The organism is Xanthomonas hortorum pv. cynarae (assembly GCF_002939985.1).
In the GTDB taxonomy this organism is placed as follows: Bacteria; Pseudomonadota; Gammaproteobacteria; order Xanthomonadales; family Xanthomonadaceae; genus Xanthomonas; species Xanthomonas hortorum_D.
Genome location: NZ_MDFM01000002.1, coordinates 118,483 through 142,313, shown reverse-complemented (window position 1 = coordinate 142,313; position 23,831 = coordinate 118,483). Strand labels below are relative to the sequence as shown.

19 protein-coding genes are annotated in these 23,831 nt (G+C 63.8%); 15 read left to right on the top strand and 4 right to left on the bottom strand.

The window, feature by feature from the left end:
- Positions 1-323 precede the first annotated feature (323 nt).
- The 10 genes from XcyCFBP4188_RS02030 to XcyCFBP4188_RS01980 all read left to right on the top strand — a co-directional run bounded on the left by XcyCFBP4188_RS02030 (position 324) and on the right by XcyCFBP4188_RS01980 (position 10,952).
- On the top strand, positions 324-863 hold the full coding sequence (locus tag XcyCFBP4188_RS02030; RefSeq protein WP_006448900.1) for a GNAT family N-acetyltransferase: 540 nt from the start codon (positions 324-326) through the stop codon (positions 861-863).
- Positions 860-1,189, top strand: a complete 330-nt coding sequence (locus XcyCFBP4188_RS02025) for a non-heme iron oxygenase ferredoxin subunit (RefSeq protein WP_006448901.1) — start codon at positions 860-862, stop codon at positions 1,187-1,189. Before XcyCFBP4188_RS02030 ends, XcyCFBP4188_RS02025 begins: the two co-directional genes overlap by 4 nt.
- A gap of 1,012 nt (positions 1,190-2,201) precedes the next feature.
- Entirely contained in the window at positions 2,202-4,520 is a 2,319-nt protein-coding gene (locus XcyCFBP4188_RS02015; RefSeq protein ID WP_006450676.1) for a TonB-dependent receptor, read from the top strand.
- A gap of 48 nt (positions 4,521-4,568) precedes the next feature.
- Positions 4,569-5,255, top strand: coding sequence for a Fe2+-dependent dioxygenase (locus XcyCFBP4188_RS02010; RefSeq protein ID WP_006450675.1), 687 nt, complete (start codon positions 4,569-4,571; stop codon positions 5,253-5,255).
- A complete protein-coding gene (locus tag XcyCFBP4188_RS02005; RefSeq protein WP_006450674.1) occupies positions 5,248-6,006 on the top strand; it encodes a tetratricopeptide repeat protein in 759 nt (252 codons plus the stop codon). The genes XcyCFBP4188_RS02010 and XcyCFBP4188_RS02005 overlap by 8 nt, the downstream gene beginning before the upstream one ends.
- A gap of 7 nt (positions 6,007-6,013) precedes the next feature.
- Positions 6,014-6,652 (top strand): PepSY-associated TM helix domain-containing protein, encoded by a 639-nt coding sequence (locus XcyCFBP4188_RS02000; RefSeq protein ID WP_104591575.1) that lies wholly within the window; start codon positions 6,014-6,016, stop codon positions 6,650-6,652.
- Positions 6,653-6,673: 21 nt separating this feature from the next.
- Positions 6,674-7,189 carry a DUF2271 domain-containing protein gene (locus tag XcyCFBP4188_RS01995; RefSeq protein WP_006450672.1) on the top strand — a complete coding sequence of 172 codons (516 nt, stop codon included), beginning with the start codon at positions 6,674-6,676 and terminating at the stop codon, positions 7,187-7,189.
- Between the two features lie 172 nt (positions 7,190-7,361).
- Entirely contained in the window at positions 7,362-8,165 is an 804-nt protein-coding gene (locus XcyCFBP4188_RS01990; protein WP_006450671.1) for a DUF4198 domain-containing protein, read from the top strand.
- A 67-nt stretch (positions 8,166-8,232) separates the two neighbouring features.
- The gene (locus XcyCFBP4188_RS01985; protein WP_006450670.1) at positions 8,233-9,207 is read left to right on the top strand and encodes an FAD:protein FMN transferase; all 975 of its coding nucleotides are present in this window, start codon (positions 8,233-8,235) and stop codon (positions 9,205-9,207) included.
- Positions 9,204-10,952, top strand: coding sequence for a flavodoxin domain-containing protein (locus XcyCFBP4188_RS01980; protein WP_104591548.1), 1,749 nt, complete (start codon positions 9,204-9,206; stop codon positions 10,950-10,952). The genes XcyCFBP4188_RS01985 and XcyCFBP4188_RS01980 overlap by 4 nt, the downstream gene beginning before the upstream one ends.
- Positions 10,953-11,490: 538 nt before the next feature.
- Here the strand turns inward: XcyCFBP4188_RS01980 and XcyCFBP4188_RS01970 are convergent.
- Complete coding sequence (locus XcyCFBP4188_RS01970; protein WP_006453225.1) at positions 11,491-12,231, bottom strand: HutD/Ves family protein; 741 nt, start codon at positions 12,229-12,231, stop codon at positions 11,491-11,493.
- 358 nt (positions 12,232-12,589) lie between these two features.
- Positions 12,590-12,964 carry a ComEA family DNA-binding protein gene (locus tag XcyCFBP4188_RS01965; RefSeq protein WP_006452365.1) on the bottom strand — a complete coding sequence of 125 codons (375 nt, stop codon included), beginning with the start codon at positions 12,962-12,964 and terminating at the stop codon, positions 12,590-12,592.
- 179 nt (positions 12,965-13,143) lie between these two features.
- Between XcyCFBP4188_RS01965 and XcyCFBP4188_RS01960 the strand changes: the two genes are divergently transcribed.
- The 4 genes from XcyCFBP4188_RS01960 to murU all read left to right on the top strand — a co-directional run bounded on the left by XcyCFBP4188_RS01960 (position 13,144) and on the right by murU (position 16,923).
- On the top strand, positions 13,144-14,637 hold the full coding sequence (locus XcyCFBP4188_RS01960) for a M20 family metallopeptidase (RefSeq protein ID WP_104591547.1): 1,494 nt from the start codon (positions 13,144-13,146) through the stop codon (positions 14,635-14,637).
- A 229-nt stretch (positions 14,638-14,866) separates the two neighbouring features.
- The gene (locus tag XcyCFBP4188_RS01955; protein WP_006452367.1) at positions 14,867-15,139 is read left to right on the top strand and encodes a GlsB/YeaQ/YmgE family stress response membrane protein; all 273 of its coding nucleotides are present in this window, start codon (positions 14,867-14,869) and stop codon (positions 15,137-15,139) included.
- A gap of 57 nt (positions 15,140-15,196) precedes the next feature.
- Positions 15,197-16,216 (top strand): aminoglycoside phosphotransferase family protein, encoded by a 1,020-nt coding sequence (locus tag XcyCFBP4188_RS01950; protein ID WP_104591546.1) that lies wholly within the window; start codon positions 15,197-15,199, stop codon positions 16,214-16,216.
- A complete protein-coding gene (gene murU, locus XcyCFBP4188_RS01945) occupies positions 16,213-16,923 on the top strand; it encodes an N-acetylmuramate alpha-1-phosphate uridylyltransferase MurU (protein WP_104591545.1) in 711 nt (236 codons plus the stop codon). The genes XcyCFBP4188_RS01950 and murU overlap by 4 nt, the downstream gene beginning before the upstream one ends.
- A gap of 306 nt (positions 16,924-17,229) precedes the next feature.
- Here the strand turns inward: murU and XcyCFBP4188_RS01940 are convergent, their stop codons facing one another.
- Entirely contained in the window at positions 17,230-18,168 is a 939-nt protein-coding gene (locus tag XcyCFBP4188_RS01940) for an IS110 family RNA-guided transposase (RefSeq protein WP_104591544.1), read from the bottom strand.
- 447 nt (positions 18,169-18,615) lie between these two features.
- Between XcyCFBP4188_RS01940 and mdtD the strand changes: the two genes are divergently transcribed.
- Positions 18,616-20,037 (top strand): multidrug transporter subunit MdtD, encoded by a 1,422-nt coding sequence (gene mdtD, locus XcyCFBP4188_RS01935; protein WP_006449483.1) that lies wholly within the window; start codon positions 18,616-18,618, stop codon positions 20,035-20,037.
- 75 nt (positions 20,038-20,112) lie between these two features.
- Here the strand turns inward: mdtD and XcyCFBP4188_RS01930 are convergent, their stop codons facing one another.
- Positions 20,113-23,595 (bottom strand): hybrid sensor histidine kinase/response regulator, encoded by a 3,483-nt coding sequence (locus XcyCFBP4188_RS01930; protein WP_233397306.1) that lies wholly within the window; start codon positions 23,593-23,595, stop codon positions 20,113-20,115.
- Between the last annotated feature and the right edge of the window lie 236 nt (positions 23,596-23,831).

The window sequence follows — 23,831 nt, the reverse complement described above, 5'->3', positions numbered from 1 at the left end:
TTCGTAAGTACTGAACCCTTCGAGCTCCAAGACATCGCAGTTCCTTCTCCCACCGGGAGAAGGTGCCCCGAAGGGGCGGATAGGGTACGTGCGAAGCCTCGTGTAATCCTGCTCCACTGCAGCTTCGCTCCGTACCCTCACCCCAACCCCTCTCCCGATGGGAGAGGGGCTCGATCCCGGACCGATCGTTTCTGCGTTGACTGACGGTGTGCAACTCAGTGGATTTCGCGCACCGGAGAAGCATGTAGTGCATCTCTAAGCGCAACGAGCAAGCTCCAGCCAATCCCAAATCACCAATCCCCGATTCTCGCTAAACTGCTCCCATGCAGACCACCACTTTCCGTACCGCCACCGTCGACGATATCGACGCCCTCGTATCGCTGGTGACGTCCGCCTATCGCGGCGATGTCAGCCGCGTTGGCTGGACGACCGAAGCCGACTTCCTCGACGGCGCACGAATCGATGCCGCCGTGCTGCGCGAAGACCTGTTGCGTGACCGCAGCCTGGTGCTGCTGGTCGAACAGGACGGGCGACTGCTCGCCTGCGCGCATATCGCCGACGACCACGGCGCCGGGTATTTCGGCATGTTTGCGGTCGACCCGTCGCTGCAAGGCAGCGGGCTCGGCAAGACGCTGCTGGCCGAAGCCGAGCGCATCGCCTTCAGCGAGTGGCAGCTACCGGTGATGCGCATGACGGTGATCGACATCCGCGATGAGCTGATCGCCTTTTACGAGCGACGCGGCTATCGCCGCACCGGCATCACCAAGCCGTTTCCGTATGGCGACGTGCGCTTCGGCGTGCCGCTGCGCCAGGATCTGCGCTTCGAAGTGCTGGAAAAACCGCTCGGCGGCGCAGCGCTGTGAGCGAGACCTGGACCTTCGTCTGCGCCAGCGAGGCGCTGCTGCCCGGCGAGTTGCAAACCGTCTGGGACGAGGTGACCGACGCCCCGATCGTGGTCTTCAACCTCGACGGCGAGCTGTATGCGCTGGAAGACCGCTGCAGCCACGAAGATTACGAATTGTCGCCGGGCACGTTCGACCCGGCGGCCGGCACCATCGAGTGCCTGCTGCACAGCGCGCGCTTCGATATCCGCGACGGCCGCCCGCTGTGTGCACCCGCCTACACGGCCGTGCCCAAGTTTCCCGTCAAGCGCGAACACGGCGGCATCTGGGCACGCGACGACCGCTGAGAGCGGTGAGATCGGTGAGTGCGGCAGGTCGGCTGTGGCTGTGATCGTGGTTGTGGCTTTGGCCGTAGAAGCCAAGGTCAAAAAGCCTAGTGAGTCTAGCGCGCGGTGCCCTCGCCGCTCGCGGGACACGCCGTGAATCCGTCCCTGGAGGCTCAGTGGCGGCATCCATGCCGCCACATGGTCCCGCAAGCGGCGAGGACACCGCACCAGAAGTCAGTCGGTTGCTTTGTTGAAAACCATGCACACCGACCATCTCCACTGGTCCTTGCCCGCCCACCGTCGCGGGACCTTACGCGGCATGGATGCCGCGTAAGAGCTTACAAGGACGTACTTGCAGCGTGTCCCGCGATGGTGGGCGGGCAAGGGCCCTGCAGCCAAGTCGCAGATCAACTGCTAATGCGGCAGTCATCGCTGCTACACGAACGTACTCGCGGCGTGTCCCGCAATGGTGGGTGGGCAAGGGCCCTGCAGCCAAGTCGCAGATCAGCCGCTAATGCGGCAGTCATCACTGCTACACGAACGTGCTCGCGGCGTGTCCCGCGATGGTGGGCGGGCAAGGGCCCTGCAGCGAAGTGGCAGATCGGCGGCCCGCAGACAGGCGGGAAGTAGGTTGGTCCGCCAATTGTAGTTTGGTCAGCTAATTCAAATAGCGCACAAACCTTTCTGCCACAACGCTTCGGTCAGCGGGAACCACCGCGCGACATCGGCCGACGACAAAGATTGCAAAGAAGAATGATTTGCATTTAAGATCGCAGCCCTTCAGGCCTTCTTAACAACTGGCCTGCCCTGCGATCCCATGCGCCCAGCTCTGCCAGACCGTTTTCTCCTGCGTTTGCACCGCCTGCGCCCTTCCGCGCGGCGCCTCGACGTGCGCGACATCGGGTCACGCCAGCACATCGCATCGGGCTAGCTAGCGCCCACTGTCGATCCACCTTTTTCAATCCTCACCCCATCCCCGCATCCGCCGAGCCGTCGCTAGGCCGGAGCCTCGCTTTCCTCTTCGAGACGCCTCATGACTCCCAGGATTTCCCCGCTCACCTCGGCCGTGCTGCTGACGCTGTCCGCTCCTGCCTTCGCCCAGCCCGGCGATGCGCCGGCACCTCCGGGCGCGGTGGATCTGGATGCCATCCGGGTGCAGCAGGAACGCGCGCAAAAACCATCCTCGCCCAAGTACACCGAGGCCCTGCGCGACACGCCGCAGACGATCACCGTGGTCACCAAGCAGACCATGGACCAGCAGAACCTGCTATCGCTACGCGACGTGCTGAGCACCCTGCCCGGCATCACCTTCGGCGCGGGCGAAGGCGGCGGCGGGTATGGCGACAGCATCAACCTGCGCGGCTTCACCGCCAGCAGCGACATCACCACCGACGGCGTGCGCGACAGCGCGCAGTACAGCCGCAGCGACACCTTCAACCTGGAAGCGGTGGAGCTGATCAACGGCGCCAACTCCGCCATGTCCGGCGCCGGCTCGGTCGGCGGCAACATCAATCTGGTCACCAAGACCGCCGGCCAGGGCGACTTCACCAATGTCGTGGTCGGTGGCGGCAGCGACCGCTACGGCCGGCTCACTGCCGACAGCAATTACGATTTCGAAAACGGCACCGCCGTGCGCCTGAACGCGATGGGCCATACCCAGGACGTGCCGGGCCGCGATGAAGAATTCCGTCACCGCTGGGGCTTTGCGCCGTCGGTCGCGTTCGGCCTGGGCTCGGATACGCGCTTTACGCTGAGCTACCTGCACCAGCATGACAACAACTTGCCGCAGTACGGCGTGCCGTTCGCGCTGAGCCCGTTCAACAACGGCCCGCTGCCGGGCGTGGACCGCGAGACCTACTACGGCTACCGCAACGTGGCGCGTCAGGAGATCGACGTGGACATGCTCACCGGCGTGCTGGAAATGGACTTCGACGACAACGTCAAACTGCGCAGCCTGGCGCGCGTGCAGCGCGTGGACCAGAACACCACCGCAACCGCGCCGGAAGGCACCTGGTGCCTGCCCAACAACACCAACGCCTATACCGGCCGCGCCTGCGTCGGCCAGCCGCCGGCCACCTGGAACCCCAACAGCGGCCCGCGCGGCCTGGTGCGCGAGACCGAGAATTTCATCGCGCACAGCCAGACCGATCTGACCGCCACCTTGCATACCGGCGCGATCGAGCATCGCCTGGTCGCGGGCGTCGCTTTCAGCAAGGAAGACTTCGAACTCAACAGCGGTTCGATCTTCCGCAATGCCGATGGCTCCACCACCGGCATCACCTATCCGCTGCAGTCGTTCGACAATCCGTACAACATCTGGACCGGCCCGCAGAACTACTTCCGTACCGGCCGCAGCAAGGGCAGCCTGACCAATCAGGCGGTGTATCTGTTCGACACGCTGCAGTTCAACGAGCAGTGGATGCTCAACCTGGGCGGCCGCTACGAGCACAACGAAGGCGACAGCACCACCTACACCGTCAACGCCGCCGGCAATGTCACTGGTGTGACCCCGGGCTTCCCGGCCGGCAGCGAAGAGGACCTGTTCTCGTATCGCGCCGGTCTGGTGTTCAAGCCGGTCGAGAACGCCAGCCTGTATCTGTCCTACGCCAACAGCAAGACGCCGTCCAAGGCCTCGATCAACGGCTCGTGCACGCCGATCGCCACCGCCACGGCGGGCGCCAACTGCAATGTCGAGCCGGAAAGTGCGGTCAACATCGAACTGGGCGGCAAGTGGGACGTGCTGAACGAGCGTCTGGCGCTCACCGCGGCGGTGTTCCGCAACGAGCGCGAAAACTACAAGGTCAACAGCGGCGACCCGCTGATCCCCGAACAGGTGCTGGACGGCAAGGCCCGCGTGGACGGCATCGCGCTGGGCGCGGCCGGCTACCTGACCGAGCGCTGGTCGATCTTCGCCAACTACACCTTCCTCGATAGCGAAGTGCTGCAGAGCGTGTCCAACCGCACCGAAAGCCTCACCGGCGATCCCATCGCCGGGCGCGAGCTGGTGCAGACGCCGCGCAATGCCGGCAACATTTGGACCACCTATCAGCTCAACCAGTGGACCTTCGGCTACGGCGTCACCTACCAGGGTGGCTTCTATCCGAATAATTCCTCGGCGGCCGGCTACGTCAAGACCGACGATTACTGGGTGCACCGCGCGATGGTCGGCCTGCGCGTCAACGACTGGCTCAGCCTGCAGTTGAACGTCAACAACCTGTTCGACGAGGAGTACTACACCAGCATCCGCAACAACCTCACCGTCAACGCGGCAGGCACTGTCACTGCCGGCAATGGCTGGGCGCTGCCGGGCGATGGCCGCTCGGCGGTGTTGAGCGCCACCTTTAGTTTCTAAGCCTCCGGCACGCCGTCCGCATAGTGCGGGCGGCGTGGAGATCTGCGCATGTTGCTGCCCATTCCCGATGTCCTCACTCCCGCACAACTTGCCGAGTTGCGTGCGCGGCTGGATGCGGCCGACTGGGCAGACGGCCGCATCACCGCCGGCCATCAATCGGCGCAGGCCAAGGACAACGCGCAACTGCCCGAAGACAGCGCCATTGCGCGTGACGCCAGCGCGCTGGTGCTGGAGGCGCTGGCGCGCAGCAGCACGTTCTTCTCTGCGGTGTTGCCACGGCGCATCTATCCGCCATTGTTCAATCGCTACAGCGGCGGGCAATCATTCGGGTATCACGTCGACAACGCAATCCGCTACGACCGTAGTCGCGGCGGCGCAGACCCTGTGCGCACCGACGTTTCCGCCACGTTATTTCTCAGCGACCCGGACAGCTACGACGGCGGCGAGCTGGTGATCGAAGACACCTACGGCACGCAATCGGTGAAGCTGCCGGCCGGGCACCTGGTGATCTATCCCGGCACCAGCCTGCATCGGGTGATGCCGGTGACCCGCGGCACCCGCGTGGCGTGTTTTTTCTGGACCCAAAGCATGCTGCGCGACGATGCGCAGCGCCGCCTGTTGTTCGAGCTGGATGTCTCGATCCGCCGGCTGACGCAAGACACCCCCGGCCATCCCTCGCTGATTCAGCTCACCGGCGTGTATCACAACCTGTTGCGGCAATGGGCCGATGTCTGAGCCCGCACCGGACACCGCGCAGCTGATCGACCTGCTGCGCACCCAACCCGATCAAGCGGTGGCACTGCTGCGCAAGGCCGCTGCACGCCAGAAGGTGGAGGCACAGCTGCTGCTCGCGCAGATCTATGCCGAAGGTCGGGGCATTGCGGCCGATCCGGCCATGGCGATGCTGTGGTACGAAGTCGCCGCCAATGCAGGGCATGCGGAAGCGATGAATCAGCTGGGGCGTTGCCATGAACTGGGCTTCGGCACCGCGTGCAACATCGTATTGGCCGCGCTGTGGTATCGCCGCGCCGCCGAGCACGGGCTGGATTGGGGCATGTACAACCTCGCGCATCTGTACGGCTCCGGCCGTGGCGTGGCGCAGGACCACGCGCAGGCGTTGGCGCTGTACCGCACTGCTGCCGAGCGCGGGCATGCCAAATCGATGAACTTTCTGGCGCGTTATCTGGATGAAGGACTGGCCTGCGATGCCGATCCAATCGCTGCGCGCGACTGGTATTGCCGCTCCGCAGAAGCAGGCGATTTTCGCGGCCAGGCGGGTTATGCGACCTTGCTGGCAGACGGTGGCGACATCGATCAGGCCGAGCAATGGATGCGCCGTGCGATTGCCGGCGGACATGCCGGCTTTCTGCAACAGCTCACGCCGTTGCTGGCGGGTGCAACGCAGCCACGTCTGCGTGCATTGCTGAGCGAAGTGACTGCACGGCAATCGCTGTTGCAGGCGTCCGCCGCAGCGGATGCGGCCTGAGCGCAGCATGTCGACCTCCAACGACACCATGGCCGCCACCCAGCAACGTCGCGGTTTCTGGCTGCGCATGCTGCATCAATGGCACTGGATCAGTTCGGCGCTGTGCCTGATCGGCATGCTGCTGTTTACCATCACCGGGCTGACCTTGAACCATGCCGCGCGCATCGAAGCCAGCCCTTCGACCGAACAGCGCACGCTCACGCTGCCGCCTGCCTTGCTCAAGACTTTGGGCAACCGGCAGGACGGCAATGCAGCGCTGCCGCCGCGGGTGGCGCAATGGCTGGGGCGCGAACTGGATATCAGCGTCGGCACACGCAGCGGCGAATGGTCGGCCGACGAGGTGTATCTCGCGTTGCCGCGGCCTGGCGGCGATGCCTGGTTAAGCCTGGACCGCAGCACCGGCGCGATCGAATACGAGCGTACCGGTCGAGGCGCCATCGCCTATCTCAACGATCTGCACAAGGGACGCAATGCCGGGCCAGCCTGGGGCTGGTTCATCGATGTATTCGCCATCGCCTGCCTGGTGTTCTGCATCACCGGGCTGTTCCTGCTGCACCTGCATGCGCGCCAGCGCCGCATGACCTGGCCGCTGGTCGGCCTGGGCCTGCTGATTCCGCTGCTGCTCGCCCTGCTGTTGATCCACTGACTTTTTCTACCGGAGACGATCATGCGCGCCACCCTGACCATCGCCCTGAGCGGCCTGCTCGCCATGCCGGCGTATGCGGCCACGCTCGACATCAATGTCGAAATCCCCAAGCTCAACGTCGCCGAATATCACCGCCCGTACGTGGCGATCTGGCTGGAAGGTGCAGACCAGAAAGTCGCTGCCAATCTGGCGGTCTGGTATCAATCCAAGGACACCGCCGAAGGCCACGGCACCAAGTGGCTGCCGGATCTGCGCCAGTGGTGGCGCAAGAGCGGCCGCACGCTGGACGTGCCGGTCGATGGCGTGACCGGACCCACCCGGCCTGCCGGCGCGCATGCGTTGTCGTTCACCGATACCAAAGGTGCGCTGAAGTCGCTGCCGGCCGGCCAGTACACGCTGGTGGTGGAAGCCGCGCGCGAAGTCGGCGGCCGTGAGTTGGTCAAGGTGCCGTTTACCTGGCCGGCGACGTCGTCGCAAACCGCAAAGGCCAGCGGCAGCAGCGAGCTCGGTGCCGTCAGCCTGGTCGCAAAGCCTTGAGCGTTGCGCTGTTGTTGGCAGCCGCACGGAGCGTGCGCTGCAAGTAACGGCGCACGCGCGCACTAATCGCTTTGGCAAAGACATAACGCTTCCCACGCATCCACGCAGCGCCACACCCTCGCGCTGATCAGACACGTGATTCACCGTCCTCATCGTCCTTCAAGGAGTTGTCATGAAACGTTCTCTCGTCCTGATCGCCATGCTCGCCGCACTGCCGGTCAGTGCACTCGCCCACAAGGCCTGGTTGCTGCCGTCGCAGACCGTCATCGCCGGTGAAGCGCCGTGGATCACGGTGGATGCAGCGGTCTCCAACGACCTGTTCTACTTCAATCACGTGCCGCTGCGCCTGGATAACTTGAGCATCACCGCGCCGGATGGCAGCGCGCTCAAGCCGGAAAATCCGGCCACCGGCAAGTACCGCAGCGTGTTCGACCTGCAACTCACCCAGCCCGGCACCTACAAGCTCAGCATCGTCAACGCTGGCCTGTTCGCCAACTGGAAGGAAGACGGCAAGCCCAAGCGCTGGCGCGGCGGCGAAGCCCGCTTCGCCACCGAGGTGCCGAAGAATGCGCAGGATTTGCAGGTCTCGCAGTCCTTCAATCGCGTGGAAACCTTCGTCACCCGCGGTGCGCCCACCACCACGGTCTTCAAGCCCAGCGGCAAGGGCATCGAGTTGATCCCGGTGACCCATCCCAACGATCTGGTCGTCGGCGAGGCGGCGCAGTTCACGCTGCAACTGGATGGCAAGCCGGCAGCCGGGCTGGAGATCGAAATCGTGCGCGGCGGCACCCGCTATCGCGATGCGCAGAACGAGATCAAGCTGAAGACCGATGCCAAGGGCGGCTTCAGCGTGACCTGGCCGGAAGCCGGTATGTACTGGCTGGAAACCACCACCGAAGACAAGAAAACCTCGCTCCCGCAAGCCAAGCAGCGTCGTCTGGGTTACGTCGCCACACTGGAAGTGCTGCCGCAGTAATCCGCACGCACGCGGCAGGATTGCACGCAGCGTGCATCCTGCCGCACTGCCTTCATAAGATTTCTCCATGCCTGCATCGTCTTCCGCCGACCACGCCATCGCCACTCTCGGCGGCCGCAGTATGGGCACCACCTGGAGCGTGAAGCTAATCGCGCCGCGCGGGCGCGACCTGCACCCGTTGCATGCCTGCATCCAGGCCGCGCTCGATCGGGTGGTCGCGCAGATGAGCACCTGGGAAGCGGATTCGGATATCAGCCGCTACAACCGCGCGGCCGCTGGTCAGTGGCAGACCCTACCTGATGAATTTCATGCAGTGCTGAGCGCAGCACTGCAGATCGCACAAGCCAGCGATGGTGCCTTCGACCCCACGGTCGGCCCGATGGTCGAGCTGTGGGGCTTCGGTGCCTCGGGTGGGCGACGGCAGGTGCCTGCAGCCGATCAGATCGCCTTGGCCAGCGCACGCTGCGGCTGGCAACGTGTGCAACTGGATGGCATGCGTGTGCGGCAGCCCGGCGCACTGGCGCTGGATCTATCCGGCATTGCAAAGGGATTCGGTGTGGACTGCGTGCATCGCGCATTGCTGCGGGCCGACATCGACAGTGCATTGATCGAAGTGGGCGGCGAACTGTTCGGCTATGGACGCAAGCCCGATGGCAGTGCGTGGCGCGTGCTGGTCGAATCCGCACCCGACGAAGACGCCGGTGCTGCATTGCCAGCGCGCGTGCTGGCACTGGACGGGTTGGCGGTCGCAACGTCCGGCGATCGTTGGCACCGCTTCGATGCCGATGGCACGCGCTATGCGCATACCTTCGACCCGTGCACTGGTGCGCCCGTTCCGCATGCGCCCGCAGCAGTGACCGTGCTGGCACGCAATGCGATGCAGGCCGATGCCTGGGCCACTGCGATGACCGTGCTTGGCGCCGATGCCGGTCTTGCCTACGCGCGCACTGCAGCGCTGGCAGTAAGGTTTTTGACGCGCAAGGACGGCGTATTGCTCGAATCCATGAGTCCGGCCTTCGAGCAACAGTTGGCTGCGTCATGACCGCCACCAACCTCCGCGTATGGCTTGGCAACGGGCTGGTTCTGCTTGCCCTTGCAGCCATCGTCGGCTGGCTGGGCTGCTTGCATGCTGGTGCATGGTGGAGCGCACCAACACCGCATCGCTGGCAGTTGGCAGGTCTTGGGCTGACGCTCTACCTGGGCATGTGCACGGTCGTGCTGTTGCGTGCACGCCGGCGCGTGGGCGCACAGCGCGCAGACGCCAGCGGCGTGCTGATCGTCTGGGCAAGCCAGACCGGATTTGCGCGTGAACTGGCCGAACGCAGCGTCGCCGCGCTGCAGTCGGCAGGCGTGGGTGCGTACGCACTGCCACTGGACGCCGTCGATGTCGATCAACTCACACGTGTGCCGCGGCTGCTGTGCATCGTCAGCACCACCGGCGAAGGCGATGCACCCGATCATGCGCAAGCAGCCGAGCGCGATTGGCTGGCCGGTGATGCGCAGGATCTGACGGCCGTGCAGTACGCCGTGCTGGCGTTGGGCGACCGTGGCTACGCCCAATTCTGCGCATTTGGCCGACGCATCGACGATCGCCTGCAGGCACGCGGCGCCACCCGTTTGTTCGAACGCATCGAGGTCGACAACGCCGACCCGCGCGCCATGCAGCAATGGCAACGGCGTCTGGCAGAGCTGACGCCAGCACTTGTGACACAACCCGACTGGAGCCGGCCGGCCTACACCGCCTGGCAGCTACGCGAGCGTGTCCACGTCAATCCAGGCAGTGCGGGCGCACCGATTTACCGACTGCGTTTGACGCCCAGCGATGGACCGTTACCGAAATGGAGCGCAGGCGATATTGCGGAGATCGTTCCGCACAACGCACCGAATGCGGTGGAGTCCTGGCTGCAACGCAACCAGCGCGATGGCGCCCAGCGCATCGACGGACGCACGCTGCGCGAATGGCTAAGCGGCGCGCAACTTCCCGTCGATGTCGATGTCGATGTCGATGTGGGTGCCATTGCCGGCCCCGGCCCAAGTGCTGGTGCTGGTGCTGGCACCAATGCCGATGCCAAAGTCAAAATCGGCCCAGGTACTGACACAGACACAGCCACTGATACAGGTACAGCTACAGGCACAACTTCATTGCTACACGCAGATGCATTGGTGCGCCGCCTTGCCGCCCTGCCCCATCGCGACTATTCGCTCGCATCCATTCCCGAAGAAGGCCACGTCGAACTGCTGGTGCGTGAGCACCGGCACGCCGACGGCAGCCTGGGTCTGGGTAGTGGTTGGCTCTGCATCCATGCACCGATCGGCGCGCCCATCGCGCTGCGCCTGCGCAGCAACTCCGGCTTCCACCCACCTGCACCCGAGCAACCAATGCTGCTGATCGGCAACGGCACCGGCATCGCCGGACTGCGCGCGCATCTACGTGCCCGTATCGCAGCCGGCGCGCGTCGCAACTGGCTGCTGTTCGGCGAACGCAATGCCGCCCACGACGCGCTCTATGCCGACGAGCTGCAGCAGTGGCAACGCGATGGCTGGCTCGAACGTCTGGATCTGGCGTACTCGCGCGATCAACAACAGTCAGTGCGCTACGTACAACACGCACTGGCCGCTTCCGCCGACCACCTACGTCTGTGGGTCGATCAAGGCGCCTGCATCTACGTCTGCGGCAGCCTGCGCGGCATGGCACCCGAAGTCGATCAGACGCTTGAGTCAATCCTCGGCACCGATGTCAGACAAGACCTGCTGCGCAAAGGGCGCTATCGCCGCGACGTGTATTGAAGGTGGCTAACGCGACCTGACGAACGGCCACCAACGGAGTATCCGTCGATGTCCTAGATGTCCAGAATGAATGCTGCCCGGAACCGCGGGTAGCGTTGGTTGACTCTAAAGCGGCTACCAAAACGTCAAAGTCTGGTCGGTCGAGGGCGCGGTGCCCTCACCGCTCGCGGGACACGCCGTGAACCCGTCCCTGGGGGCTCGGTGGCGGCATCCATGCCGCCACACGGTCCCGCAATCGGCGAGGACACCGCACCAGAAAGTCTGCTGACTGTTTTATTGAAAGCTATGCACACCGATCAACTCGACTGGTCCTTGCCCGCCCACCGTCGCGGGACCTTACGCGGCATGGATGCCGCGTAAGCGCCTACACGGACGTACTTGCGGCGTGTCCCGCGAGGGTGGGCCGGCAAGGGCCCTTCAGCTAAGCGGCAAATCAGCGGCTCTGCAATAGACCGGCCTGAAGTAGTTTTGTCAGCCGCTCTCAAACCAGAACTCGACCAATACACGGACACTGCGTGATCGCACGCACGACCGACAACTAAACCGGACTCACCCGGATCGCCAGCAACTCACCACCGCCATCGAGCACATAGCGGGTGCGCGAGGAGGCACTGAGCCAAGCAGTGTCTCCGGCCACCAAAGGTGGCAAGCCGCTATCGCGCCCAAAACTGGCCTGACCGGCGAGCAAATGCAGCGCCCAGGCACTGCCCGGATCTGCAAAGAACAGCATGGTGCCGACCAGCGGACGATGCAGCAGCTCAGCCTTCAGCACATCGCGCCGCCACATCAGGTTGAAATCCTGGGTCGGCCCGTCGAGCAGCGTTGCGCTGACCGCTTCTTCGCCAGCGAATCGGACGCGTTGGTAAGGCGGCAGCAAGTCGCAGCTGCGATCACTGCTGCCGGGAGCATCGGTGCCGCCGTCGGCGCCTACATCATGGCCGCCGCGGGCCGCGCCGCTGCCGTCGTTGCTACTGCCGCCATCGCTTTCATTGCCACTGCCACTACTACTGTTGCTACTGCCAGTGCAGGTGACACTCGCACCATCGCCAAACCGTAGCCGCATGCCATTGCCATGCAACAACACCAGTTCGCGATCGATGCCTGGGAAAGCAGAAAACGCCGCATCCTGCTCGATCTCGGCGATCGACAAGCGCAGCGACCACGCATCGGCATCGCCAAGGCGCAGGATCTCGCGCGTCCAGCCCAATTGATTGCGCCATCGCTCGCGCCGGTAGTCGGTGGCCGGAATCACCCGGCTGCTCAGGTCTGTCAGCTGCATTGGCGCATTGTGCCCCAAGCGTTGCGCTGAGGCCGTCATGTGTGACCAACGTGCCGCTGCGGTATGCGCATGAGCGGTACCCGCACAGCGACCTATACCTCACGCTAGATGCTGTGACTTACGCTTCATGCCCTGACTGGCGCCGCATGCTGCAACCGCCACTTCCCTGCAGCCATCTACGCATGTGTACGCTCGCAACTCATGCGACCCCAAAACGAAAAACGCCCGGCTGCACATCCAAGTGCAACACCGGGCGATTCCACGTCCTTGTCGGCTTCCAGCCATCCCCCAGACATCCTGTCCAGTTAGGTTGCGGCCACGCATCCTCGCGTCGAACCGTATCTCGGATCCCTTCCCCTTAACGCCGTCCCACCGGTTTCACCGCCGCCCCCTTGGCAGCCTTCTTGGCGGGAGCCATCGTGGCTCCTACTTCGATCAGGTCTCGATTCCGTTCGACCGTCTTGAGTCCGATGCCCTTGACCAGTGCCAGTTCCTCGGCACTTTTGAAGGGACCGTTTGCCTGACGGTGCTCGACGATTGCCTCGGCTTTTGATCGCCCGACATTCGTCAGCACCTTGTCCAATTCCTCAGCAGACGCGGTGTTGATATCGACCTTGTCGAGTGCATACGCATTCGAGGACAACAGCAACGCCAGTAGCAGGGACTTCAGGACTACGGTAAATGACTTCATTGCAACGCTCCTTGTGGCTTGGGTGATGGTCCTAGCCAGCATTCCTGCCGGCGGAGCCAGTGTCCCGCGCCACATGCAGCAATCCTATCGCCAACGAACTTTTCACACAGCAGGTGAACTGCGCGCCGCCTTGTAGGGAAATACCTACCCCCTCCCCTCGCAAAGGCGGCCAGCAGGCCCCGGCGTAGAATGTGCCGTTACTTCACGCATTCGGAGCCTTCATGGACAGCGCCAAGATCGACCAATTCATCAGCGACACGTGGGATCGCGAAATCGTCCCGCAATTGGTCGATTACATCCGCATTCCCAACAAGTCGCCGATGTTCGACTCCGATTGGGTCGCGCACGGTTACATGGAGCAGGCGGTCACCTTGATGGAAACCTGGGCGCGGGCGCAGGCGATCGAAGGCATGCAGGTCGAGGTGGTGCGCCTGGAAGGCCGCACGCCGTTGATCTTCATCGAAATTCCGGCCACCGGCGCCGAATCCGGCGACGACACCGTGCTGCTGTACGGCCACCTGGACAAGCAGCCAGAAATGACCGGCTGGGACGCCGACCTCGGCCCGTGGAAGCCGGTGCTGCGCGACGACAAGCTGTACGGGCGCGGTGGCGCCGATGATGGCTACGCGATCTTCGGTTCGCTGGCGGCGGTGCTGGCGCTGCGCACTCAGGGCCTGCCGCATGCGCGCTGCGTGGTGCTGATCGAAGCCTGCGAGGAATCCGGCAGCTACGATCTGCCGGCCTTCGTGGACCACCTTGCCGAGCGCATCGGCAAGCCGTCACTGGTGGTGTGCCTGGATTCGGGCTGCGGCAACTATGAGCAGCTGTGGTGCACCACCTCGCTGCGCGGGCTGACCGGCGGCAACCTGAGCGTGAAAGTACTGGAGGAAGGCGTGCACTCGGGCGATGCCTCCGGCGTGGTGCCGTCCAGCTTCCGCTTGCTGCGCCAGTTGCTCTCGCGCATCGAGGACGAAGCCAGCGGCCGCATCCTGCTGGAAGGCCTGCATGTGGAGGTGCCGGCAGAGCGACTGACCCAGGCCAAGGCCGCGGCGGCGACACTGGATACCGCCATCTTCGACAAATTCCCGATGGTCGAGGGCCTGGTGCCGATGCATGACGACCTCACCGAGCTGGTGTTGAATCGCACCTGGCGCCCTGCGCTGTCGATCACCGGTGTGGATGGCATGCCGCCGCTGGCTTCGGCTGGCAATGTGTTGCGCCCACAAACCGCAGTGAAGCTGTCGCTGCGTCTGCCGCCGACTGCCGACGGCAAAACCTGTGGCGAACTGCTCAAGGAAGCGCTGCTGCGCGACCCGCCCAACGGCGCGCAGGTGACCCTGGAACTGGAAAAAGCATCGTCCGGCTGGAATGCGCCCGAGATGGCGCCGTGGCTGGAAAAAGCCATCGACGACGCCAGCCTGGCGTTCTTCGACAAGCCGGCGATGTACATGGGCGAAGGCGGCTCGATCCCGTTCATGGGCATGCTGGGCGAGAAGTTCCCCGGCGCGCAGTTCATGATCACCGGCGTGCTCGGCCCGCATTCCAACGCACATGGCCCGAATGAGTTCCTGCACATTCCGATGGTCAAGCGCGTGACCGCCTGCGTGGCCAAGGTGATTGCCGAGCATCACGCCGCCTGCCTGCGTGGCGAGGCCAGCGGCTCACCGGTGGCGGCCGACAGCGGCACCCGTCACGGCGGGCATGGCTGCTGCTGAGTTGGCGGTTTAACCGATACATGCCATTCGCGTGCATTGGCTAATGGAAGTGCTAGATCGCACTGAGTGAGGGTTCGCGAGCAGGTGCGTAGGTGGTTTGGCTCTGTGGTTTTTACGCATCGCCTTGCTGTGTACCCTCACCCCAACCCCTCTCCCCATTGGAGAGGGGCTTGGAGCTTGCGCTTAGTGAAGTGCTAGTCTGCCGATCCCACTTACCTCAGTGCCTGCAATGAACAATCTCTTCGGTAGCGACAGCTGGCTTTACATCATTCTGGTCGGTTTCGTGGTCGGGCTGCTGGCCCGTTTCATTACACCGGGCACGCAGCGCCTGGGTTGCCTGCTGACCATCGTGCTGGGTATTGCCGGTGCGGTGGTCGCCAGCTGGTTTGGGCGCTACATGGGGTGGTACCACGCCGGCGAACCGGCCGGCTTTCTCGGTGCATTGCTGGGTGCGATCGCGATCCTGGCACTGCTGCGCCTGTTCAGCGGCAGCAAGCGTTGATCGCCCCGCCGCCACTCTGACGTGGCGGCGCCTCACTTCACGGCACAGCATTTACTCATGACGTCGTTGCTTCCCGATACCGCGCGCGATGCGCTCCGTCTGCAGTGGGCGCGGCACGCGTTGAACGATCCGAAGGTCACACTGCAACGCGCGTCGGTCGATGCGGGATTTCGCAGTTATTGGCGCACCCAAGGCAGCGGCATGGATCGCATCCTGATGGATGCGCCACCCGAGCTGGAAAATGTAGCGCCGTGGTTGCGCATGCATGCACTGCTCGGCGAGCACGGCGTGCGCGTGCCGCTAGTGCTTGCGCAAGACCTTGAAACCGGATTCTTGCTGCTGGAAGACCTGGGCGTACCGACGCTGGCGCAGGTACTCACCGACGCCAATGCCGACGCGTTGCTGGATGACGCGATCGATCAGTTGTTGCTGCTGCAACGCATTCCACCGCCCGCCGACAGCGGTGTATTCGGCGAGGCGCTGCTGCAACGCGATGCCGGCCTGTTTAAAGAATGGTTTCTCGGTCGCCATCTGGGGCTGCAGCTGGGCTGCGAGCACGCCGAGCAACTGCAACTGGTGCAGCGCCGTTTGATGGACAACGCACTGGCGCAGCCGCGCGTGTTCACCCATCGCGATTTCATGCCGCGCAATCTGATGCCGGTCAGCAATGGACCGGCGGTGCTGGATTTTCAGGACTGCGTGATCGGCCCGATCGCCTACGACCCGATCAGTCTGTTCAAGGACACCTCGGTGAGTTGGCCGATCGCACGCGTGGATGGTTGGCTGCAGCGCTATCACGCACGTGCCCTAGCGGCCGGATTACCGGTGCCGCCGCTGGCGCAATTCCTGCGCGACGCGGACTGGATGGGCGTGCAGCGGCACCTGAAGAATCTGGGCATCTTTTCGCGCCTGAGCCATCGCGACGGCAAGCATTGGTATCTGGATAACGTGCCGCGCTTCATCGCCTATCTGGACGACGTGCTGCCGCGGTACGGCGAACTGGCGCCGCTGATCGGGCTACTGGAAGACCTGGTCAAGCCTGCCTTGGCGGCACGCTCCACGCAGGCCGGCGCATGAAGGCCCTGATCTTCGCGGCCGGATTTGGCGAGCGCATGCGTCCGCTCACCGAACGCACGCCCAAGCCGTTGTTGAAGGTCGGCGGCACGCCGCTGATCGTCTGGCATCTGCACAAGCTGGCCGCACTGGGCGTAGACGAGGTAGTGATCAATACCTCGTGGTTGGCCGAGCAATTTCCGCAAGTGCTGGGCGACGGCAGTGCGTTCGGGCTGCGCCTGACCTATTCCTACGAGGGCGCCACACCGCTGGAGACCGGCGGCGGCATGCTGCATGCGTTGCCGCTGCTGGGCGATGCCCCGTTTCTATTGGTCAATGGCGATATCTGGACCGACTTCGATTTCGCGCGGCTGTCGAGCGCGCCGGCAGGACTGGCGCAACTGGTGCTGGTCGATCGACCTGCGTATGCGGCGCGAGCGGATTTCGCGTTGCAGGCTGATGGCAAGGTCAGCGCCGATCTGCCTGCAACCCACACTTACGCCGGCATCGGTGTCTATCGGCCTGCACTGCTACGCGATTGGCAATCGGTCATCGGTCAGCTGCCAGAGCAGACCGGCACAGCACCGCGGTTTGCGCTGGCACCGATCCTGCGCGCGCAGATGGCGGCAGGCTTGATCGACGGCATCCACCATCCGGGGCGCTGGACCGATGTGGGCACACCGCAGCGGTTGGCGGAACTGGATGCGCAACTGCTGCACGACGGCAGCTGATCGCACCATACAGCTGCAAAAAATCCGCAATCGAGAGCGGCTGACAAAACCTCTTGAAGGCTGTATCGATGGCGGCAACGTGTTGGCCGCCGAGATTTCAAGTCGTCGCGGCGTTTAAATGCAGTCGAATGCTTGGGCCAACAGCCTAGTTGGTCGAGTGCGCGGTGCCCTCACCGCTCGCGGGACACGCCGTAAATCCGTCCGTGGAGCAACTGTGTTGTTGGAGTGGCTCTGCCGCTCCGCAAGCCGGGCACGGTGGTGCTGGCCGCCTGTCGGCAGCCATGGCCCCATCGAGCGCATTGACACTCAGGTCGGGATGGCTTGGGCCTCTCCGGCTTGGGCCTGTCCGGCTAGCGCATCTCTGGCGCGGGCGTTGAGGATGACCAGCATCTTGCGCATCGCCGCCACGACGGCGACCTTGCCGGGCTTTCCGCGTGCCCGCAGCGACCGATAAAACTCCCGGATCCGGGGCTCGTGCTGGATGGCCGACAGGCAGGCCATGTACAGCACGTTGCGCACCTCGATCCGCCCGCCGCCGATCCTGCGGATGCCGCGCGTGGTGCCGCTATCGTGGGCGATGGGAGCGACGCCGACCAGCTTGGCAATGGCCTTGCCATCAAGGGTGCCCAGCTCCGGCAGATAACTGGCGATCACCGCTTGCAGGATCGCTCCGACGCCTTTAAACGAACGCATCGCTTCCAACTGCGGTTGCTGGCGGACCTGTTCGGCGATGTGTTTTTCCAGTCGCACGCAGTGCTTTTTCATCTGCGTGATATTGGCCTGCAGCAGGCGGCGTAAGCTGGTGTCCGTCCCCTGTTCCAACTGGTTTTGCGCGCTTGTTGCCAGCTCCACAAGCTGCTGTCGCGCACGCACGAACTCGCGCAGCTTTCGCCGCCAAGGCTCCATCGGCTGATAGGCACGCAGCTCAAGGGTGGCCGCCATGCAGGCCAGATTGGTCGCATCCAGGCGATCTGTTTTTGCCGGCAAACCGGTGGCAGCAGCGAAGGCCTGGCAGCGGCGCGCATCGGCCCGCACGACTTGGTGACCGGCGTCGAACAGGGCATCCAGTATCTGCTGTTCGTAACCGCCAGAGGCCTCCAGGACAACCTGGCCAGCCTGCTGCGTCGCCAGCCAGGACAGCAGCTTGCGATGGCCCGCGGGTGTGTTGTGAAACCGCTCGAAAGGGCCGCGATGGACGGCCACATCCAACATGGCCTTGCACACATCAATCCCGATGCCGTTCATGGGTGAACTCCGTTAGGCTAAAGGGTCGAGAGCTCCCCCGCCTGCCCAGCCTTACGTCTACGCGTGGCAACACTGGCAACTGTTCGGGCGATACGGGGAAGAAACCGACGTGGGCACCTGTCTCCACGATGATCGGCAATGATCTAGGCTCTCACGGTGGCCCACGTCGGCTCTCGACACCCAGACTGGCAGAATCCGAACAGATAAGGCTCGGTGGCGGCATCCATGCCGCCACATGGTCCCGCCCCCGGATACGGCACCGCGCCTTCAATATTCGCGGCCGCTGCTCGAAAAGCGATGCATTCAACCGGCGTCACGCTTGCGGATTCCAAAGTAAAACCTGGCACGCGTGCAAGCACCCTCAGTGGCCAATCAACCGCGTACGTTTTTCTGAGTTCGTGCACATCAGCGCGGTGATAATGCGTTGTCCCTTCGACAGCGATCACCATGTCTCAGCCCGTTCCCGTCTTACGTGACTACGACAGCATCAAGCCGTTGCTGTGGCTGGTGTCGCTGGCAATCTTCATGCAGATGCTGGATGCGACCATCGTCAACACCGCGTTGCCGTCGATGGCAGCGAGCCTGCAGGAAAGCCCGCTGCAGATGCAGTCGGTGGTTTTCAGCTATGCGCTGGCGGTGGCGATGTTCATCCCCGCATCGGGCTGGATTGCGGATCGCTTCGGCACGCGGCGCATCTTCTTGGCCGCGATCATCGTGTTCACGCTGGGCTCGTTGTTGTGCGCGGCCGCGCAGCAGTTGCCGCAGCTGGTGGCCGCACGCGTGGTGCAAGGCATCGGTGGCGCGATGTTGCTGCCAGTGGGCCGCCTGGCGGTGCTCAAGACGGTGGCGCGCGCCGACTTCCTGCGTGCGATGAGTTTCATCGCGATTCCGGCACTGATTGGTCCGCTGATCGGCCCCACCTTGGGCGGATATCTGGTTGAAGTCGCCTCCTGGCATTGGGTGTTCTTGATCAATCTGCCGATCGGTGTGATCGGGTTTATCGCTGCACTCAAGATCATGCCGGATCACTATGGCGATGCGCGCAAACGCTTCGATCTGATCGGCTATCTGATGCTGGCATTCGGCATGGTGGCGCTGTCGTTGGCCTTGGACGGCATCTCCGAACTCGGCCTGCGCCACGCCTTCGTGATGCTGCTGGCGATCGGCGGGCTGGCGGCGTTGGCCGGTTACTGGTTGCATGCGGCCAGCGCGCCGGCGGCGTTGTTTCCGCTGGCCTTGTTCAAGGTGGCCAGCTTTCGCATCGGTATTTTGGGCAACCTGTTTGCGCGCGTGGGCAGTGGCTCGATGCCGTTTTTGATCCCGCTGTTATTGCAGGTGGGCCTGGGCATGAGCCCGATGCATGCGGGGCTGATGATGGTGCCGGTGGCGCTGGCCGGCATGGCCGCCAAACGCGCCGCAGTCAAGTTGGTCGGCCGCTTCGGTTACCGCCGCATCCTGATGCTCAACACCGTATTGGTGGGACTGGCGATGGCCAGCTTCGCCTTGATCGATGTCGGTCAACCGCTCTGGCTGCGCTTGCTGCAGCTGGCGTGCTTTGGCGCGGTGAACTCGCTGCAATTTACCGTCATGAATACCGTCACCCTGCGTGATCTGGACCGCGACCAGGCCAGCCCCGGCAATAGCCTGCTGTCGATGGTGATGATGTTGGCCACCGGCTTCGGCGCGGCAGCAGCGGGCAGCCTGCTGGCCGCCTTCAACACGCATCTGGGCGACAGCCACGGCGCCACCGCGGCGCTGCACGCCACCTTCCTGTGCGTCGGCGGCATCACCTTGTCGTCGACATTGATCTTCTGGCAGCTGGCCGAGACGCGGCCGCACCCCAAACATGTGGAAGAAGTTGCCGAGTAGCCATGCGTGTGCGGCAGCAACTGGCGCAATGCGTGAGCGAATCACCACTCGGGAGTTCAAGCGCGGCAATAGTTCTTAAATCTCCTCGCGCGGGCGCTTGCTTCGCAACGCCTCGGCGATGGTGTCGGCGAGCATGTCGCCGGTGAGTGGCTTGCGCAGGAAGCTGTCGAATCCGGCTTGCTCCGCAGTAGGCTCGGCTGCTTCATCAGAACGCGCGGTTACTGCAATCAGCGGCATGTCGTAGCCGAACACGCGCAGCTGCCGCGCCAGCGCAAAGCCATCCAGGCCCGGCAGATCCAGATCGAGCAACGCCAGGTCGAAGGTGTTGTCGGCCGCTTCGGTCAGCGCGGCCAGCCCGTGCGGTGCGTGCACCACCGAGTGGCCTTGCGAACGCAGCAGGCCAACGATGACCTCGGCGATGGTCGGGTCGTCTTCCACCAGCAGGATGCGTTGCGGTGCGACCGCTCCACCGGCACGCGCCACCTCGCCGCCGAGCGTGGCGTTGGAGGCGACCCAACGCAGCGGCAGATCGACGACAAAGCGCGTGCCGGCGCCGAGGCGACTGATCACTTCGATATGCCCCCCCATCGCCATTGCCAGTTCCTGGCAGATCGCCAGACCCAGGCCGCTGCCACCGTAGCGCGAGGTGGTCCTGGCACCGTCGCCTTGTTCGAAACGCTGGAACAGACGCGCTTTTTGCTCGGCATTGATGCCCGGCCCGGTATCGGCCACCTCGAAACGCAGACCTTGATACGAGCCAAGCGTGGTCAGCTTGAGGCCGACAACGCCGCGCTCGGTGAACTTGATCGCGTTGCTGAGCAGATTGAGCAGAATCTGGCGGATACGGGTGACATCGCCGCTGGCGGTGATGTCGCCGAGCAGGCCCACTTCCAGGCTGAAACGCAGGCCGCGCTCCTGCGCCAGTGGCGCCATCAGGCCTTCCACTTCGGCCACCAGTTGGCGCACCGAAAAGGGCTGCAGATCCAGTTCCAGGCGCCCGGATTCGATCCGCGCCAGGTCCAGCGCATCGTTGACCAACCGCAGCAGATGCGCGCCGGCACGCCGGATCGATTCGGTGTAGCTGCGCTGTTTGTTGTCCAACGAGGTCTTGAGCAATAACTCGCTCATGCCCAGCACACCGGTCATCGGCGTGCGTACTTCGTGGCCGAGCGTGGCCAGGAAACGTGTCTTGGCGAGCGAGGCCTGCTCGGCAATTTCCTGCTTGTGCACCGCCAATTGCAATGCGTTCAAGCGGCGCAGGCGACGGCGATAAAGCAAGACCGCTGCGGCAAACAGACACACTGCCAGCAGACCAAGCGCCACTAGACCCCACGGGGACAGCCACCACGGCGGCAATACCTGAAAGCGCAGGGTCTGGCTCGCCGACCAGATGCCGTCTGCAGTGCGCCCCTGCACTTCCAGCGTGTAATGACCCGGTGGCAGGCGCGAAAACAAGCGCTCGCCCGTGGCGCCCACATCGATCCAGTCCGGGTCGTAGTCACTGAGACGGAAGCGGTAACTGGTGGACTCGGGACTGGTGAAAGTGGGCATCCGCGCGACGATATGCAGGTCACGATCGCCGTCCTGCATCTGTAGCGGTGCTCTGCCGGTGACATCCAGTTCACGCTCACCGCGTCGCACACTGACACGCTCGATCAACAGCTGAGGCCGGCGTAAATTCGGACGCATCATGGCCGGATCGAACACCACGATTCCGTCGGATGTACCACCCAGGATCTGTCCCGTGCTTGCCTGCACCAGCGTGGCCACCTGCATGGGCGAGCTGGGAAGCCCGTCATGCACGTCGTACACACGCACCAGCTTGCTGCCGGGGTCGACTCGAATCAGCCCACGATGACTGGAGACCCAGGCCACGCCGGCGGCATCGACCACCAGGCCGGTCGGCGACACCCTCGGAAACTCCTGATCCTTCCCCACCGTATCCAGATGCGTGAGCTGCGTACCGTTCCAAAGATACCGCCGCAACTCTCCTGCCAATCCAACCCAGACAATGCCGCCCTCTCCCAGTCGAAACACGTAGGTTGGCAGGGACGGCGCGCCGGGTACCGGAATGAAGCGGTCGGCAGCCTGGTCCCATCGCCATAGTCCGGCATTGTTGCTCAGCCAGATCTGTCCATCTGGCCCGATCCGCATGTCCAGGACGGTCAGCGCCTTCAGCCCATGGCTTCCATAGTCGATCGTCCTGAGCAGCTGCCCTTCGCTGCTCCAGAACTGCACCCCATGCGTCAGCAACGCGACCCAGATGCGTCCCTGCGCATCCTCGGCCATCCTGCCGGGTCTGCCCACATTTTCCGGATCGGCTGCCGGATCCCTGTGCTGGAGCAGCGGCCAACGCCTGACTTCCCGCGTCCGCGGGTCGTATCGCACCAGCGTTTCCTGTACGCCGATCCAGACAATTCCCTGTCTGCTTTCGATCATGGTCTCGGGAATGCGCTCTGGATCGACCGGCGCCAGATGTTGCTTCACTCGGCCGGTGACTGGATCGAAATACTCAAGCGCACTTCGTGTACCGACCAGCCAGATCCCGCCCGAGATCGAAGGCGCTGTCGCAACGACCGATGGGTTGGCGAGGGAATGCGTATCATCTGCGCGGCGCGAGAACAGCGCGAAGGTGTCCCAACGCGGGGGCAGATGCCACAACCCGCCCTCCAGGCTGGCAAACCACAGCCCTCCTTCGCGGTCCTGGTAGGAGGTGATCCAGTTCCGGTTGACCAGGCCGTGCGCTGAAAAACTGTAGATCGGCACGCGTTTGATGGGCGCGCCGCCGGCGCTCATGCCAAGGCCGACATCGGTATCCAGCCAGTAGCGCCCGAGTCGATCGCGCAGCAGCACACCTTTGACCTGCGGCGTGGCCGTGACGCTTTGCCAGGGGCGAGGCACGGACCGCCCAACAGCACTGAACTGGAACGTATTGCCCTCGATATCGGCAACCCATAGCACCTTGCCGTCCGGTTCCATATACAGCCTGTTGACTGCTTGTGACGGACCCGGGAGCGGCACCCGCTCCAGGCGTCGGCCATCCCAGTGCACAAGTCCGCCCCAGGTGCCGATCCACAAGGGGCCGTCAGGCGCAACTTCGAAACCGACGATGTTGTCGGACGGCAAACTAGCGGGATCAGCGGCCGTGGCAGAGAAGTGCTGCATGCTCCCGTCGAGACGATACCGATACACACCCTGCTTCGCGGTCCCGATCCAGACATCGCCGTCGGGCGTCTGTGCCAACGCCCACAACGTGGCGTCGCGCAGTTCCGGAAAGTGCGGATCTTCCAGCCGCTTGAATGTGCGCGTGTTGGCTTCCAGATAGCCAACGCCGCCATCCTCGAAACCCATCCACACCCGATCGTTGGCATCGACACAGATGGTCCAGACCACGTTGCTGGTCAGGCCATCTTCCATTCGCCAGATGCGGTAGTTGCGTCCATCGAATCTGGCCAATCCGTCATCGCTGGCAAGCCACAGATAGCCCTGCTTGTCCTCGGCCAATTCATTGATCGTGTCGGACGGAAGTCCGTCGGCAATCGTCAGCTGGATGGGCACCGGTGTCACTGGCGTACGCGCCCGCACAGGAAGCACTACCAGACAGAGGCACACCCAGAGAGCAACAAGCGGCCAATGGGCGAAGCGAGATAGAAAGCGCACTGGATCAGCTTCACGACAAGTCGGCGCATAGTGCGGGCCGCGCGCGGTGCGGGCAAGCCCGAGCCCGCTCGTACCGCTACTGCCGCTCATCTTTCCCATGCCTACGACGCGTAGGGCAGCGTCACAGACCAATC

What these genes read in the sequence shown, in the direction of transcription:
- XcyCFBP4188_RS02030 (WP_006448900.1), top strand. Translation starts at nt 324, where the DNA reads ATGCAGACCACCACTTTCCGTACCGCCACCGTCGACGATATCGACGCC.
- XcyCFBP4188_RS02015 (WP_006450676.1), top strand. Translation starts at nt 2,202, where the DNA reads ATGACTCCCAGGATTTCCCCGCTCACCTCGGCCGTGCTGCTGACGCTG.
- XcyCFBP4188_RS02010 (WP_006450675.1), top strand. Translation starts at nt 4,569, where the DNA reads ATGTTGCTGCCCATTCCCGATGTCCTCACTCCCGCACAACTTGCCGAG.
- XcyCFBP4188_RS02005 (WP_006450674.1), top strand. Translation starts at nt 5,248, where the DNA reads ATGTCTGAGCCCGCACCGGACACCGCGCAGCTGATCGACCTGCTGCGC.
- XcyCFBP4188_RS02000 (WP_104591575.1), top strand. Translation starts at nt 6,014, where the DNA reads ATGTCGACCTCCAACGACACCATGGCCGCCACCCAGCAACGTCGCGGT.
- XcyCFBP4188_RS01995 (WP_006450672.1), top strand. Translation starts at nt 6,674, where the DNA reads ATGCGCGCCACCCTGACCATCGCCCTGAGCGGCCTGCTCGCCATGCCG.
- XcyCFBP4188_RS01990 (WP_006450671.1), top strand. Translation starts at nt 7,362, where the DNA reads ATGAAACGTTCTCTCGTCCTGATCGCCATGCTCGCCGCACTGCCGGTC.
- XcyCFBP4188_RS01985 (WP_006450670.1), top strand. Translation starts at nt 8,233, where the DNA reads ATGCCTGCATCGTCTTCCGCCGACCACGCCATCGCCACTCTCGGCGGC.
- XcyCFBP4188_RS01980 (WP_104591548.1), top strand. Translation starts at nt 9,204, where the DNA reads ATGACCGCCACCAACCTCCGCGTATGGCTTGGCAACGGGCTGGTTCTG.
- XcyCFBP4188_RS01970 (WP_006453225.1), bottom strand. Translation starts at nt 12,231, where the DNA reads ATGCAGCTGACAGACCTGAGCAGCCGGGTGATTCCGGCCACCGACTAC.
- XcyCFBP4188_RS01965 (WP_006452365.1), bottom strand. Translation starts at nt 12,964, where the DNA reads ATGCTGGCTAGGACCATCACCCAAGCCACAAGGAGCGTTGCAATGAAG.
- XcyCFBP4188_RS01960 (WP_104591547.1), top strand. Translation starts at nt 13,144, where the DNA reads ATGGACAGCGCCAAGATCGACCAATTCATCAGCGACACGTGGGATCGC.
- XcyCFBP4188_RS01955 (WP_006452367.1), top strand. Translation starts at nt 14,867, where the DNA reads ATGAACAATCTCTTCGGTAGCGACAGCTGGCTTTACATCATTCTGGTC.
- XcyCFBP4188_RS01950 (WP_104591546.1), top strand. Translation starts at nt 15,197, where the DNA reads ATGACGTCGTTGCTTCCCGATACCGCGCGCGATGCGCTCCGTCTGCAG.
- murU (WP_104591545.1), top strand. Translation starts at nt 16,213, where the DNA reads ATGAAGGCCCTGATCTTCGCGGCCGGATTTGGCGAGCGCATGCGTCCG.
- XcyCFBP4188_RS01940 (WP_104591544.1), bottom strand. Translation starts at nt 18,168, where the DNA reads ATGAACGGCATCGGGATTGATGTGTGCAAGGCCATGTTGGATGTGGCC.
- mdtD (WP_006449483.1), top strand. Translation starts at nt 18,616, where the DNA reads ATGTCTCAGCCCGTTCCCGTCTTACGTGACTACGACAGCATCAAGCCG.